The following is a 15,212-nucleotide window of genomic DNA, read 5'->3' on the forward strand; positions in this document are numbered from 1 at the left end:
CACGTAAGCCCGCTCGCTTAGATTTCCAAATCGGCGGAATAGACTGTTTCGACGGAGCCGTCGTCGCATTTGAAGAGCAGGCTGCCGTCGTCTTGCATGTCGAGGATGCTGCCGGTCTTTTTGGTGGCGCCTTCGCCGCTGTCGCGGTTTGCGTCGGTGCAGCGGTTGTTCACGATGATTGTTCCGCGAGCGCCTATGAATTGGTCCATGCGCTTCCACGCGGCGACCCACGGGCGAATGCCGAAGGCGCGGAATTGTCCGACTGCCCGTTCAAGGTTGCCGATGAGCATTTGCAGAAGCTTTTCGCGGTTGATGCTTCGACCGCAGATGTCTTTCAGCGTCGTGACGGCGCGGCCCAGGTGCGCGTAATCCAGCGGACTGCTATTCACGTTAATCCCCACACCCATACTCACCGCCGGCACACTCACGTCATGCCGAACTTGGCCACTCACGTCATGCCGAACTTGTTTCGGCATCAGTTTTTTCACGTAAACAACCTCAGCCAAAATTCCGCAGAACTTGTGCTTGCCGCAAAGAATGTCATTCGGCCACTTGACAGTAACTTTCCCGAGACTCTTGTTGCCGAGTCCCTGCGCGTTCGATTCGTCTTGCAGACTCTTGAATACTTCGGCAAAGGTGAGTGCGGCCACCTGCGTAATCTGCGGTGCCGATGCGAGCGGAATGCCGTCTAGGGAAATTAAAATGTTGAAGTAAAGGTTCTGCCCGGCCGGAGACGCCCAGGTGCGCTCATGGCGCCCGCGGCCCGCTGTTTGCCTGTCGGCGACAATAAGGGCGCCGCCTGCGATTTCGCCTGCGGCAGCTCGCTGCTTCATCAAGCTGTGCGTACTTTCGAGAGATTCAAAGATAAATGCGGGCGAATTGCCGAAACCGCAAAGTTGCCAATCGACAAAATTTCGTTCGGGAGAAAACATGCCTACTGGTCTTTCTGCTGGTCTTCAAGCATCTTGAGCGCTTCTTCGGGGAAGATTGCAAAGTACTGCTTCTTCTTGTCTTCGAAGAGCTGCAGCAGACGTTCCTGTTCGAACTGTTCGCGGTCGATATTCTGCATAAAGAATTCGTCGCGGGCAAAATCGCGGGTCGTCATCTGCTTCTTGATGTCTTCGGAAAGGTCAACTTCGTCCCACAGAATATAGTACGAACCAACCATGCCATCGGCAAAAATGTCGACGTTCAAGGTGACGGCGTTGTTCTTGGTGGAATCCACCAGCTGCACCTTGGTGTCGCGCTTTTCGGGGCGGAACACTTCTACGTCGTTGACGGGCTTGTCCAAGTCGTCCTGGGCCCAGACTCCGGTGGCAAGACTACAAAGCAAACACACGGCTAAAAGGCTTGCCGTGTTCATTAAACGAAGAGTCTTGTGCGCTACTTTATTGAACATACCTATAATATACAATGTAAAAATAAAAAAAGAAAGGTATGTGCAAAAAAGCGTGATAAAAAGAGGGCTAAAATGGGGTTTAGCCCCGTTTGAACTTACACTACGCCGTAGCGTTTCCACTTGCCGCCACGCCAACGGATGTAGTTGACGATGGAACGGTAGAATTCGTCGGCGGCCATGCCGAGCCAGATGCCGACCAGACCGAGTTCTAGGCCGAAGGCGAGCAGAAGGGCGGTGCCCAGGCCGCAGGTCCACATCATGGCAGAACCCACGATGGCGGGGAACTTGGAGTCACCCGAAGCACGCAAGGCCGAGGTAATGACCATATTCGCGGCCTTGAAGGGCTGCAAGATCACGTCGCACCAAAGGCAGAGCTTGCCCAGGCGAATCACTTCGGGGTCGCTGGTGTAGAAAGACAACAACTGGGTGCCGAAAATAGCGACGATGATTGCGACGATAAGTCCGCTGGCGCTACCGGCGATAAGGCTCTGGTGGAGTCTGCGGTTTGCCTTGTCGAAGTCGTGAGCGCCCACCAGGTGGGCCACGAGAATCTGGTTGCCGCTACTCAAACCCACGCTCAGAATCACGGCAAGCATGGCGAAGTTCGCACTGAAGATGCGGGCGGTCATGGCGATAATGCCCAAGTGCACCACGATGGCGGTCAACACCACCTGGAAAATCTGGAAACTGACGGGTTCAACAGCGGCGGGGAATCCGATGCGAATCCAGTCCGGCAAAATCACGCGGGAACGCTTGAAATCGGTACGGCGAATCTTGTGGTGAACCTTGACGCGCAAGATGATGAACAGAATGCTTGCTGCAATCAGCCAAGAAAGCATGGTGGCAAGCGCCACGCCTTTCACGCCCATCTGCGGAAAACCGAGATAGCCGTTCAAGAAGATGACGTTCATGATGGCGTTCGAAATAATCGTGATGATGTTGCCGAGCAGGTTCCAGACAGTAAGCCCGTGGGTAGCGATCAGCGAGGTGAGGCAGGATTGCAGGGCTCTGAATGCAAAGCCTATGGAAACGACATGCAAAAAGTCGCGGGCGTGGTGGGCGGCCTCGCCGGAAAGCCCCATCCAGCTCACAATCTGGTTGTTCAGGGGGATAATGACCAGTGTGATGGCGATACCGAGCAAGAGGCTGCCCAACAACACCATAGTCTGGGTGGTGCCAGCTTGCTTGGGGCGTTCTGCTCCCATGAATTGGGAGGCGATGCTCGCCCCTGCCTGGGCGAAGGCGTTGATTGCCATAAAGAGTGCGCCCAGGACGGGCATTAATGCCCCCACGCCCGCAGCCGCTGTTTCGGAGGTGCGCGACAAAAACCAGCTGTCCATCATGGGCTGGCAGGTCGCGATACCGAAGGTAATGAACAACGGCCACGAAAGGCTCAATAAGGAGCGGTCTTTGACTTGCACTTGCATACGACGCCAATTTTAGAAATGCTCAAATCTAAAGGCTAGGGCTAAAAGAATATTTTTTGTATACAGCCGTGGGCGCTTTTACAACCTTCGGTCCGTTATTCTAGTCATATTCTCTCGTCTCTCGTCTATTATCTCTCGTCTATTTTCTAAATTTACCCCCGAAAAAATAAAGGGACACATTATGCCTACAATGACTTCTGCGCAGGTGCGCGAATCTTTCATCAAGTTCTTTGAATCCAAGGGCCACCTCTTTGTGCGTTCTTCGCCGGTGGTTCCGCATGACGACCCGACGCTCATGTTCACGAACGCGGGCATGAACCAGTTCAAGGCTATCTTCCTGGGCGACAATCCGAAGGGTTGGAAGCGCGCATGCAACAGCCAGAAGTGCCTTCGCGTGTCCGGTAAGCACAACGACCTTGACGTGGTGGGCCGCGACAACTACCACCACACCTTCTTCGAAATGCTCGGTAACTGGAGCTTCGGCGACTACTACAAGAAAGAAGCTATTTCTTGGGCTTGGGAACTCCTGACTGAAGTTTGGAAGCTCCCGAAGGAACGCCTGTTCGCCACCGTGTACCAGGATGATGACGAAGCCTGGCAGATTTGGAAGGACGTGTCCGGTCTTCCGGATGACCGCATCATGCGTTTTGATGCTCACTCCAACTTCTGGGAAATGGGCGATACCGGTCCGTGCGGCCCCTGCTCCGAAATCCACTATGACCGCGGCGACCTCGCTACGCAGGCCGAAACGTTCAAGGACCCGATCAAGGGCGTGAACGGCGAAAACGACCGCTATATTGAAATTTGGAATAACGTGTTCATGCAGTACGAACGCGTGAGCGACGGCTCCCTGATTCCGCTGAAGGCCAAGAACGTTGATACCGGCATGGGTTTCGAACGTATCTGCGCTATTCTGCAGGGCAAGACCAGCAACTACGACACCGACGTGTTCACCCCGATCATCGCAAAGATTGCTGAACTTAGTGGCGTTCCGTATAACGATGGCGAAGCCGGCACTCCGCACCGCGTGATTGCTGACCACATCCGCGCCATTTCTTTTGCTATTGCTGACGGCGCACTTCCTTCCAACGAAGGTCGTGGCTACGTGCTCCGCCGCATTCTCCGCCGCGCAAGCCGCTTTGCCCGCCTCCTCGGTCAGAAGAAGCCGTTTATTTGCCAGCTCGTGCAGGTGCTCGCCGACACGATGGGCGATGCCTTCCCGGAAATCCGTGAACGCAAGGAATTTGTTGCTAGCGTCATCAAGAGCGAAGAAGAAAGCTTTATCCGCACGCTCGACGCTGGTCTCGAACGCTTTGCCGCTATCTCCGCCGAACTCAAGAAGGGCGACAAGATTCCGGGCGACAAGGTGTTCCTCCTGTATGATACCTATGGATTCCCGCCGGACCTCACTGGCATTCTCGCCGAAGAAAAGGGCCTCCTCATCGATGAAGAAGGCTACGAGAAGTGCATGGAAGAACAGAAGGCTCGCGCCCGCGCCAACATGAAGCAGGGCATCAACACGATGGGTACCGAAGGCTGGACGCAGTACAGCGAAGAAAGCACCAAGTTCGTGGGCTACGAACTCTCCGCTTGCGAAACGAAGGTTGTTCGCTGGCGCGAAGACAAGGGCGTGCTCAGCATCGTGCTTGAAACTTCTCCGTTCTATGCCGAAATGGGTGGCCAGGTCGGCGATAAGGGTACGCTCGTTTCTGGCGACCTCGAAATTGACGTGTTCGACACCGTGAAGGTGAACGATACCGCCCTCTGCCGCGGTAAGGTGAAGAAGGGTGCGGCTAACGAAACGACGATGGGTGCTGTGTTCATGGCAACCGTCGACAACGACCGCCGTAACGACATTCGCAAGAACCACTCCGCCACTCACTTGCTGCAGGCGGCGCTGCGTCAGGTGCTCGGCACTCACGTGCAGCAGCAGGGTAGCTTCGTTTCGAACGAACTCCTCCGCTTCGACTTCAGCCACTTCAACGCGATGACCGCCGAAGAAATCCAGAAGGTGGAAGACATCGTGAACGCGAAGGTGATGGAATGCCTGCCGGTCAACACCCAGGTGATGGGCGTCGACGAAGCTAAGGCCAGCGGTGCTATGGCTCTGTTCGGCGAAAAGTACGGCGACGAAGTCCGCGTGGTGAAGATGGGTTGCGCTAACGAAGAATTCTCTAAGGAACTCTGCGGTGGCTTGCACGTGCAGAATACCGGTAACATCGGCCTCGTGAAGATTATCTCTGAATCTAGCGTGTCCGCTGGCGTGCGCCGTATCGAAGCGGTCTCTGGCCGTGGCGTGCTCTCGCTGCTCCGCGCCGGCACGCAGATTTTGACTGCCCTCCGCGAACAGATCCGCTGCAAGGATGCCGAAGTTCTCGATCGCATTCAGCAGAGCTTTGCCAAGACGCAGAACTTGGAAAAGAGCCTGCAGTCCGTGAAGCTGGAACTTGCAACGCTCGCCGCTGCCGAACTCTTGAACGGCGGTATCAACGTGGCTGGCGTGAACCTCTACGTTCGCGAACTCTCGATTCCGGATGAAAAGTACAAGAACTTGCTCGACGGCGTTCAGAACAAGCTTGCAACCGATTCTGTGGCCGTGATTGCCAACAAGGATAATGGTTCTGGCAGCATCGCCGTGTTGGTCGGCAAGGATGTGCAGGCCAAGGGCATCAAGGCCGGCGACCTGGTGAAGGATCTCGCCGCTGCTTGCGGTGGCCGCGGCGGTGGACGTCCGGACCGCGCTCAGGCCGGCACCAAGGAAATCGACAAGATTGCCGGTGCTATCGCCAACGCGAACAACTGGATTAGAGCTAAGTTGGGCGCATAGTTGCCAGTGTCATCCTGAGAGGTGAAGCCTCGAAGGATCTAAAACATTTAAGAAAGGCTGCGGTAAAACGCAGCCTTTTCTGTATATGGTTGAGTTCGCGGAATGCCGCACTCGTTTTACTTTATCACAAATCTCTGCATCAGACTCTTGGAACCGTCGCGCACGCGAACCACGTACATGCCTTCGGCAATCTTCAAGTCTATAGAACCCTTCACGTTTTTCGCGCTGAATACCGGGCGGCCCTGCATGTCGAATACGTCGACCTTGGCGGCGGTGGCGCCTGCAATAAACAGCGTGCGGTCAGAAAGGTGCATCGAAAGGCTGCTCATGCTGGCGATAGTCTTGATCGCGATGGTAGAATCGTTCGATGTCGTGTCTGTCTTGGTGGTGTCTGTCTTGGTTGTATCCGTTTTAGTCGTGTCGGTTTTCGTAGTGTCCTGCTTTACCGTATCCTGCGGCGGTTCATACGTCTTAAGTCTCACCAAGATGCTGTCGAATGCCGGTTTCGGTTGCAAGTTGTCGTCGTAAATGAGACCCTTTTGCCTGTTCAGGCCGCCAAGCCAACTCCATTTATCAGAAACGCCCCAAATCAGGTAGGTGTCCGCATTCGGTTCTTCAAGGATAATGTCCAGGTACTGGCGGAAAGTCTGGCCTTGGCGTTCAAGATCGCTCTTGCTCACGTTGATGCCGCTCTTGAATCCGATATCGAGTTCGGTGATTTTCAGCTTGATATTGAGTTTTGCAAGTTCCTTGGCAAGGGAACGGAGACTGTCCGGCGAACCGATAAAGTGCTTGTCGGTCGTGGTGTCTTCCACGTGCGTCTGGGAACCCACGCAATGAATAGGAATGCCGTTTGCGACCCAGCGCTTCACCTGTTCCAGCAAAAAGCCTGCCTTGGCTTTCGGGTTGACGCCCTGTTCCAGGTTGTAGTCGTTGTAGCAGAGCTCCGCATTGGGGTCGGCGGCGTGCGCCCACACGAAGGCGGAGTCGATAAATTCGGGGCCGATTCCCTGGTACCACACGGAATAGGAACGCCATTGGGGTTCGTTGTTGCTGATGGCCTCGTTCACCACGTCCCATTCATCCACCTGGCCTTTCCAGTGTCCGACCACGTTGTTGATGTGGTTCTTGAGCACGCTGAGAAGTTTCTTTTTGTCGTTCTTGTAGTTGTTCACCCAGTTCGGAACCTGGCTGTGCCAGGCGAGGGCATGGCCACGGACACGCATGCCGTTCTGCTTTGCGTACTTGACCATTTTGTCGCCGTTATTGTAGTTGAAACGGTTTTCGCTCGGTTCGGTGGCGTCGAATTTCATCTCGTTTTCGGCGACGACAATATTGAACTGTGTCTTGTGAATTTGTTCGTAGTTGCCTGGGAGGCCACCGCCAAACCACTGCGAGTTCAGAATGGCGCCGATGTAGATATTGTTTTTATCTGCGAGTGACCTGAGTGTTTCATCTGCAGCAAAGGCGCTCGTGAGTCCCGTGCCGAGAAGGGTCGCGCACAAAGCGAGGCCCGCAATGGAATGATTGCTCATCATTACTACTCCTTTTTCTTTACCTCCCACACGATCACTCATTTTATAAAATAAATAAAAATAGCCCCAAAAGATGTAAACAAAGCGAAACCAAAAGTTCCGGTTTTTGAGCGTTTAAAGGATGATTTTCTTTATATTGGGCTTTAGTTTCTTTTTGGCATCAATGACAGCGTATTATTCGACTTTTTGCACAGTGATATCGCCGATGGTTTCGTTTTGGGCAAGTTCTAGAAGCAGGGCAAATTTGTCCTTGGAGTTGAGCTTTAAGCACCTGCAGATGTATGCTAGGTTTTCTCCTTCGGGCAAGAGTCCGCTAAAGAAGGGAAATAGGTATCGCGAAGAAAAAATCCTTTGTGTCTTGGGGAATCCAATAGCGATGGAGGATCCTCCGGTTGCGAGGTAATTGCAGTCGTAGATAAATACAATGCGTCTTTTGTTTGCTAGCAGGTATCCTGCTGTTTTCCAGTTTTTGAGAACCCGCGCCTTGCGTATTTTGTAGTGAGTCGTTTTAATCATGAATGACTCGCCCCTGCAGGGTAATTTTGTCATTATGCAAATACATCGTAAAGTTTCAAATCGTAGATAGACTTGTATGTTTTTAGGGGGAAGTTTTCGATGTATTTATCCACATCGGCGCGGAGAATTTTGTTGCGCAGGATATGCCTGCGAATGATGTCGGGAGCTTCCTCTTCACTGCAATAATCGGTGTATTCTTCTACATCCTTTAGCAAATCTAGGAGTTGAAGAACGTTGCGATTTTCTTTGGTTACGGCGACCTTGGCACGACGAATGTAAAACGGAATGTTGCCTACTTTAACTTCGCGTGCGATGGCTGTTGCGTTGTTTGTTACGATTTCTTCTTTATAAGGTACTTGTAAGCACAGTCCAAGTTGATTTGCGAAGGTGTAGCCCGAATAATAGCCGTAGATTTCATCGCCATTAGTGATGTACTTATATTCAGCGACCGTATTTGACGAAATCGGGTAATATTCGTGATTGTGGTCCGGCAGAAAATAGACTCCGGGTTCATAGCGAAAAAGTTCGCCGGAATCAACGAGCTTTTTTAACTGTTGACGTAGATTCCCTGCCGAAAGTCCGAGTGGTTCGGCGTCTTCCGTAAAAATGGGCTTTCCTGGCCCAAATTTCGATTTTAAATATTCTAAAAGCATATTGACTCCGTATTAACGGAATTTAATATATATAATTAAAATTCGTTTGCCAATAGGGGTTGTGCAGCATCAGCTTTTTCTGACATTCTCTGTGGATTTGTCATGCTGGATTTGATCCGGCATCAACTTTCCATACGTCATTCTGGGCGTATTGTCTCCCTGAACTTGTTTCAGGGTTGGTTCAGCATCAGCTTTTCTCGCATATTTACTTATATTATCAGTATAAAGAGTTTTGTCTCTTGTTCTCACGACTGAAACCTAGACAATTTCAAACCCGAGAACAAGGCGAACGCTCACGCATGCATTGGCGGAAGCCTGTGCATCGCTATGTCCATGCCCAGATTCTGTCCGGGTCTTTGGTGCATTGTGCCCTTTATGGGGCGTGGGTCGTGCGTTTATCGGGTTAAGGCTTAGTCTAGGGCCGCAGTCGTGGTAAACGTTTCGACTCACGCCTTTTTCTATTGCATTAAAAGCGTGGATTGAACGTCAGGCAAGAGCATGCTGATGTTTAACCTTTTACCGGTATGGCTGCATGTCCACGCTTAACGAACTGATTGAACAGGTTGAAAACCCGGAACTCAAGGCAAGAATTCGGGCCGAGGTTGCCCGACTTAGCAAGCAGAAAAAATTTGGACTTGTATTCGAGGAGCACCTACCGGAATGCACTCCGCTTTACGAGATTCCCGTAAAGAAGGGGGCGACTGTCGCACTTAAAGCGGGCAAGGCGAATGAGACTTACACGGTTCTTTGCATTGATGATGGTATGACAACTTGTGAACGGCAGGACAATCATGAGCACGCGCAGTTCTCGGTAGCGGATTTGGTATGCGTGGCAAAGTTCGGCGAAGCGATTTACCCATACCTTAAGCCGATTGATTCCGTTTGCAATGCACCGGATTCATCCCTTTGGCATGCGCTTATCGAAGCGGACAATTATCATGCGTTACAACTGCTGGTTTACCTGTATGGTGGCATGGTGGACTGCATTTACATTGATCCGCCGTACAATACCGGAGCAAAGGACTGGAAATACAACAACGATTACGTGGATAGCAACGACAGCTACAGGCATAGCAAGTGGCTTTCCATGATGCAAAAGCGCCTGAAACTCGCGAAGCAGTTGCTGAACCCGAAAGATTCCGTCCTAATTGTGACGATTGATGAGAAGGAATACCTGCACCTTGGTTGCTTGTTAGAGGAAATGTTCCCAGAAGCAAGAATTCAGATGGTGAGCAGTGTGATTAATCCTGGAGGAGCAAGTCGATTTAATGCTTTCAACCGCACAAATGAATTCATCTATTTCGTAATGTTTGGTAATGCTGCTCCCATGGCTTTACCATTGAATGATGAATGGAAGGGGAATATTAAAGGAGGTTCGCGTGATACGCTTCGATGGCGAGAACTACGTCGAGCTAGTACTAATGCGCGAAGAATTGATAGACCAAATCTTTTTTATCCCATTTACCTATCTAATGATGGAAGCCGTATTTTAGGATGTGGGGAATCTCCCTCTTTTTCGGATGATTACAAAAAATGGAAGTCGCCTTATGAAAATTCGATTATCATATTTCCAATAAGGCCAAATGGTGAAGAGGGTAATTGGCAATTATCGCAAGTAAAATTGATGGAAATGTATAAAAAGGGTTTTGTAAAAATTGGAAATTATCGTTCAGAAAACACGGCTTTTTCTTATCTAGCAGAGGGTGAAAGAGAAAAAATAGAAAAGGGTTTGTTCCCGATTATTGGCAGAAAAGAAGACGGATCAATAATTGTTGATGATAGTAATTATCAGGCAAAATTTATCCCTGGAACTCAATGGTGGATTGGATCTCATGACGCTACGCAACAAGGCTCTAAAATTATTAATAATATCGTTGGTCGTGGCAGGTTTGATTTTCCTAAATCCCTTTACGCGGTTCATGACACAATTCGTTTTTTTGTCGCCAACAAACCAAACGCCTTAATTGTCGACTTTTTCGCAGGCTCCGGCACGACGCTCCATGCCGTCAATCTGCTCAATGCTGAAGATGGTGGAAATCGCCGTTGCATTATGGTCACCAACAACGAGGTCTCTGCTGACGAATCCAAGGAATTTCTCGCAAAAGGAATACATCCCGGTGATGACGAGTGGAATGCAAAAGGCATCGCACGTTACGTTACTTGGCCACGTACCGTTTGTTCCATTGAAGGCCATGATGTAAACGGCAAACCGCTCCAGGGAAAGTATATCGGTTCCGACCTTGAAATGTCCGCCGGCTTCAAGGCAAATGCTGCTTTCTTCCATTTGGGTTTCTTGGACAAAAATGCGGTGGCGATTGGTAGGCAGTTCAAGGAATTGCTTCCGCTATTGTGGATGAAGGCGGGTGCCATCGGCCCATGCCCCAAACTTCCCATGAACAAGCCCTTGCCGGAATACATTATTCTCCCCGAAAATAGGTTTGCCGTTCTAATTGACGAAAATGCGTTCCATCCGTTCTCCAAGGAACTTGCAAAAGCGCCCGAAATTGACGTTGCCTACATAGTCACCGATTCTGAACGCGGATATCGGCAGATGATTTCCAAATTGAACATTGAAACTACCTTCCAACTCTATCGCGACTATCTGGATAATTTCCGCATCAATAAGGCCCGCTAATTATGAAAGTCGAACTTTTCTCATTCCAGAAAGAAGCTGTTGAAAATTTGCGCATGTGGGTCTATGAATCCCAGGGGGCATTTCGCCGCACGCATGTTCCGCAGGTTATCTCTTTTACCGCTCCTACCGGGGCCGGTAAGACCATTGTCATGGCGTCGCTTATCGAAGAAATCTTCAATGGCGACGACTCTCACGCCGATGAACGTGATGCCGTATTCGTGTGGCTGTCCGATTCTCCGGAATTGAATCTGCAATCTAAGGCGAAAATTGACCTCAAGGCAGACCGGATTAGGCTTGGCCAGTGTGTTGTGATTGAAGACGAATCTTTTGATAGGGAAGAACTAGAAGATGGTCATGTGTATTTCTTGAATACGCAGAAATTGGGCAAGTCTTCCAATTTGACCAAGCATTCTGACGGCAGGCAATACACTATTTGGGAAACGCTTCAGAATACGATTGTGAACAAGCCCGACCGCCTATATTTTATTATTGACGAGGCGCATCGCGGTGCTTCCGGGAATGCTGCCGCAACAGCAACTACAATCATGCAGAAGTTCATCAAGGGTAGTCCCGAAAATGGGCTTTCTTCAATGCCGATTGTTATTGGCATGTCTGCAACACCGGAGCGGTTCAATGCCCTTGTCAAGGGGTACACAAATTCGTCTATCCATAATGTAGTCGTAACGCCCGATGATGTTCGTAAGTCAGGTTTGCTGAAGGATCGGATTATCATCACGCATCCGGAAGACGACAAGGTAACCAACGAGATGAGCATCTTGCAGGCTGCCGTTGACGAATGGCAGCACAAGTGTGCCCACTGGCACCAGTATCTTGTGGAACAGCATTATGCTGTCTTTAATCCGGTTCTTGTTATACAGGTTTTGGATGGAACTGCAGGCAAGGTTTCCGAGACTCCGCTGGAAGATTATCTTCGCAAAATCGAGGAACGAATCGGCCGCACATTCGATGCCGGCGAAGTGGTGCAGACATTTGATACCAAATCTGCAATCGATGTTGGCGGATACCAGATGCAGTACATAGAACCGTCAAGAATTGCAGAAACAAAGAATGTCAAGGTTGTATTCTTTAAGCAGAATTTGAGCACGGGTTGGGACTGTCCCCGTGCAGAAACCATGATGTCTGTCCGCCGTGCAAAAGATTCTACGCATATCGCGCAGTTGCTTGGCCGTATGGTCCGTACACCCACCCAACAGCGGATTCAGGTGGATGATTCGTTGAATGATGTCCATTTGTATTTGCCGTATTTTGATTCTGAAACGGTCAAGGCGATTGTAAAGGATTTGCAGGACCGTGAAGGCGGTGAACTCCCTACCGAAATTGAATCTGAAAGATTCGATGACGGCCCTACACAAATACTGCAAATCAAGCCCAAACGTATTGTGCAGAAACCTGTGGTAATACCTGTTGTAATTGAAGAAAAATCTTCTCCGAAACAGCCTGCTGCTCCGGAAGTAAAAATGCCTGTACAGGAAACATCTGTAAAGGAGTCAACCGCTGAATATAATGCTGCAAAAGATGCCGCTGCAAAGAATGCTCCTAAAGAGGCAACTAGTAAAAAAGAAGAATCAGTCTTTGTCCCGGTTGAAGAGGAGGTTGTTTTAGAAGATGGCATAGATCGCGAGTCTGTAGTCAAGTTTATTAACGATTCAGAGTTTGATACTTTCGACGTGCGTTCCGTCCGCATCAGTAAAAATCATGTTTCGTCACTGTTTGCCTTGGTTCAGGTTCTGGTAATGACGGATATATGGCGTGATGGGTTGCGGACAGTCAAAACGGAAATTGTGGACTTGATTCGTGATTATGCCGATGGACTCCGCAAGTCCGGGAAATATGAACAACTTTCCAAGGACATCACCGAATTCAAGTTGTCGTCTGAAATATTCGACGTGTATGGAATTTCCATTCAAGACGAAGTTCAAGGCTCAATTGCGACAGCGCAGTCTGATATAGATCGAATCTTTAAACTTGCTGATAAAAAACTAGGTGAAACAGGAATCGGAAACTTCTATATCACCAGTTCGTCCAAGACAGATGCCGATTGGGAAAATCCGGAATTCAAGGTGGATGTCATCTTGTTTGCGGCCGACAGCGAATGCTTGCGAAAGTTGGATGACTACGCGTCCAAGCGATTCAATGAAATTGATGATGCTTATCGCCGTAAGGTGAACTTGCTCAAGGGCGCCGATGAAAAATTCAAGAAGGAATACAACGATATCGTTAGTAATTCTGCCGAGGTCACCAAGCATGTGTTCGGTTTGCCGGAAACGATTATGGGCACGGACCGTGATGGCGAAAAGTTTGAAAAGCATCTTTTCGTCGATGATCATGGTTTTGCAAAATTTAAACTGAATAATTGGGAAAAGAAAACTCTTGCTGAGGAATTTGCTCGCGAAGATTTTGTTACATGGTATAGAAATCCTCCTCGAAAATCGTTCTCGCTCGCAATCCCGTATGAAAAGGATAATCAGATAAAGGCGATGTATCCGGACTTTATCATAGTGCGCAAGGATGGTGATTCTTACGTGGCGGATATGTTGGAACCGCACAACCCTGAATTGGGCGATAATCTAGGCAAGGCGAAGGCGTTTGCAAAGTACGCCGAAGAACGCGCCTTGTTCGGGAGAATCCAACTCATTCGTGTGAACGGAGAGCATGTAAAACGATTGGAATTTACCAAGCGCGATGTTCGCGAAAGGGTTTTGCTTTGCAATAATCTGGAAGACCTAAACCGAGTCTTCAGTGATTGCGCCGTGGAAGAGTGAATTTAGTCTCACCCCAATTCGTCATCTACCCATTCAACTTCGCGCTCGATCTCAGGGAGTTTCTTTCCTTCAAAGATTGGCTGCTCAAGAAATTCCTGGGCGCATTCGCTCAATGATGCCTTGTAGGTTTTCCAAAGGTATTCTTTGTCTTGTCCTTCGGTTTCGCCCTTGACTAGGAAACAGCACATGAAATATTTAGACGGATCTTTCGTCTCGTGCCACCCTTCGACAAAGTAGATTTTCCCCTTGTACTTGAGGTACATTTCTTCGCCGTAATTCAGGTTGTCGAGAAATTCAACGTAATTACCATTGATCATACTTGGGTACTCCTACGAAAAATTTAGAATATTTGTCGTAAAGTTCTTTTGTAATCGGTTCAGCTGTTTGTCGATTGAAATTAGGCCCGTATCTGTGGATGTGGAGAACGCTTTGCCTGCTCTTGTCGATATTTGGCTCTGGGTGATAGGCGATATCAAGAACGGCTTCGTGATTGTCGCCATAAATACGCATTTCATGAAAGGTTCCGTTTTCTCTGAGTTTGATATAGGCTTTGCTTGTGTGAGATTCTTCGGGAAGAGCGTGCTTTCCGCTAAGACCCTTCAGCACTTTAACGTCGTGAATCATCCCAACTGTTTCATAGGTGAACGGCACATTTCTTCCTGCCGCAAAAGTTCCTCTGCCTCCCATCTTAAAACCTCCATGTGTTTACGTAACTGACCGTATAAAGAGGCTGTGCCTCCATTTCGTGGAACGGCTCTCCAACGCAGATAATGCATTCTGGGGTAATCCGCTCACACATGGCGTCAAACCCCTTGAGAAAACTGCGTTTGGAATGCTTGCACCCAATCATGCCGACTGCTACATAAGCGTTTTTCTCAACGCCATCAAAGGCGTAATCAAAACTTTCGGGCGTACTCCAACTTATGGTTGGGACAACTGTCAATCCGTTGCTTTGCCAGTAGGCTCCGCACCATCTGCTTTTCCCTGTGCTTTCGATTCGTCTCCAGGGTTGCATTTCCCCGTACAAAGAAAAATCTGGAGTGAGGAGCAGTTTATATTGTTTTAGCTTTGCCAAATTTTTATCTGGTTGGGAATAGACAACTTCGAAACGGTTGTCGTCCACAAAGAAATGGACCGCGAATTCCCTAAACATGGGGGCTTCGTCATTTCTGGTGCTGTTGAATGCCAGAAAGTTGATGTTTGAAAGTTTTATCTGCTGTTTTCTCACGATAGGGATATCCCATCTTCCGTCTCCTTTGAAGGAACTTCGAAGGAAACGCTGTTGATTTCGAAAAGCATAACTTTTCATATTTTTCCTTTGACCTTTGGCCAGTCTTTTGATTGTTGGTAGCCAAAATGCCCGGAAATTCCTATCTTGAGAAATACCCTAGCCTCGAGATAGCAATATCTAGGCGAGCCGTGGTGCTATTGGCGTAG

At 49.5% G+C, this 15,212-nt stretch carries 12 protein-coding genes; 3 read left to right on the forward strand and 9 right to left on the reverse strand.

Going from position 1 to position 15,212, the window contains the following annotated elements; genetic code table 11:
• Positions 1-17: 17 nt before the first annotated feature.
• The 3 genes from BUA40_RS03100 to BUA40_RS03110 all read right to left on the reverse strand — a co-directional run bounded on the left by BUA40_RS03100 (position 18) and on the right by BUA40_RS03110 (position 2,826).
• The gene (locus tag BUA40_RS03100) at positions 18-932 is read right to left on the reverse strand and encodes a biotin--[acetyl-CoA-carboxylase] ligase (RefSeq protein ID WP_072798214.1); all 915 of its coding nucleotides are present in this window, start codon (positions 930-932) and stop codon (positions 18-20) included.
• Positions 933-934: 2 nt separating this feature from the next.
• Positions 935-1,399 carry a hypothetical protein gene (locus tag BUA40_RS03105; RefSeq protein ID WP_255369181.1) on the reverse strand — a complete coding sequence of 155 codons (465 nt, stop codon included), beginning with the start codon at positions 1,397-1,399 and terminating at the stop codon, positions 935-937.
• Positions 1,400-1,494: 95 nt separating this feature from the next.
• The gene (locus tag BUA40_RS03110) at positions 1,495-2,826 is read right to left on the reverse strand and encodes an MATE family efflux transporter (RefSeq protein ID WP_072798220.1); all 1,332 of its coding nucleotides are present in this window, start codon (positions 2,824-2,826) and stop codon (positions 1,495-1,497) included.
• A 181-nt stretch (positions 2,827-3,007) separates the two neighbouring features.
• Between BUA40_RS03110 and alaS the strand changes: the two genes are divergently transcribed.
• Positions 3,008-5,653 carry an alanine--tRNA ligase gene (gene alaS / locus BUA40_RS03115; protein WP_083585242.1) on the forward strand — a complete coding sequence of 882 codons (2,646 nt, stop codon included), beginning with the start codon at positions 3,008-3,010 and terminating at the stop codon, positions 5,651-5,653.
• 116 nt (positions 5,654-5,769) lie between these two features.
• Here the strand turns inward: alaS and BUA40_RS03120 are convergent, their stop codons facing one another.
• The 3 genes from BUA40_RS03120 to BUA40_RS03130 form a co-directional block, all read right to left on the reverse strand.
• Positions 5,770-7,191 carry an endo-1,4-beta-xylanase gene (locus BUA40_RS03120; protein ID WP_255369182.1) on the reverse strand — a complete coding sequence of 474 codons (1,422 nt, stop codon included), beginning with the start codon at positions 7,189-7,191 and terminating at the stop codon, positions 5,770-5,772.
• A 171-nt stretch (positions 7,192-7,362) separates the two neighbouring features.
• Complete coding sequence (locus tag BUA40_RS03125) at positions 7,363-7,704, reverse strand: HipA N-terminal domain-containing protein (protein WP_255369183.1); 342 nt, start codon at positions 7,702-7,704, stop codon at positions 7,363-7,365.
• A gap of 32 nt (positions 7,705-7,736) precedes the next feature.
• Entirely contained in the window at positions 7,737-8,357 is a 621-nt protein-coding gene (locus BUA40_RS03130) for a DUF6088 family protein (RefSeq protein ID WP_072798222.1), read from the reverse strand.
• Positions 8,358-8,889: 532 nt separating this feature from the next.
• Here BUA40_RS03130 and BUA40_RS03135 point away from each other — a divergent pair.
• Together BUA40_RS03135 and BUA40_RS03140 are read left to right on the forward strand one after the other, a co-directional pair.
• The gene (locus BUA40_RS03135) at positions 8,890-10,992 is read left to right on the forward strand and encodes a site-specific DNA-methyltransferase (protein ID WP_072798223.1); all 2,103 of its coding nucleotides are present in this window, start codon (positions 8,890-8,892) and stop codon (positions 10,990-10,992) included.
• A 2-nt stretch (positions 10,993-10,994) separates the two neighbouring features.
• The gene (locus tag BUA40_RS03140) at positions 10,995-13,775 is read left to right on the forward strand and encodes a DEAD/DEAH box helicase (RefSeq protein ID WP_072798224.1); all 2,781 of its coding nucleotides are present in this window, start codon (positions 10,995-10,997) and stop codon (positions 13,773-13,775) included.
• 8 nt (positions 13,776-13,783) lie between these two features.
• On the opposite strand, the gene BUA40_RS03145 is transcribed toward BUA40_RS03140, so the two are convergent.
• From BUA40_RS03145 to BUA40_RS03155, 3 genes are read right to left on the reverse strand one after another with little or no spacing between them, the layout of a single operon-like run.
• Positions 13,784-14,092, reverse strand: coding sequence for a hypothetical protein (locus BUA40_RS03145; protein ID WP_072798225.1), 309 nt, complete (start codon positions 14,090-14,092; stop codon positions 13,784-13,786).
• On the reverse strand, positions 14,079-14,462 hold the full coding sequence (locus tag BUA40_RS03150; protein ID WP_072798226.1) for a hypothetical protein: 384 nt from the start codon (positions 14,460-14,462) through the stop codon (positions 14,079-14,081). Before BUA40_RS03150 ends, BUA40_RS03145 begins: the two co-directional genes overlap by 14 nt.
• A 1-nt stretch (position 14,463) precedes the next feature.
• Positions 14,464-15,084, reverse strand: coding sequence for a DUF4417 domain-containing protein (locus tag BUA40_RS03155; RefSeq protein ID WP_072798227.1), 621 nt, complete (start codon positions 15,082-15,084; stop codon positions 14,464-14,466).
• Positions 15,085-15,212: the final 128 nt, after the last annotated feature.

Origin of the sequence: Fibrobacter sp. UWT2 (genome assembly GCF_900142545.1) — a bacterium.
GTDB lineage: Bacteria > Fibrobacterota > Fibrobacteria > Fibrobacterales > Fibrobacteraceae > Fibrobacter.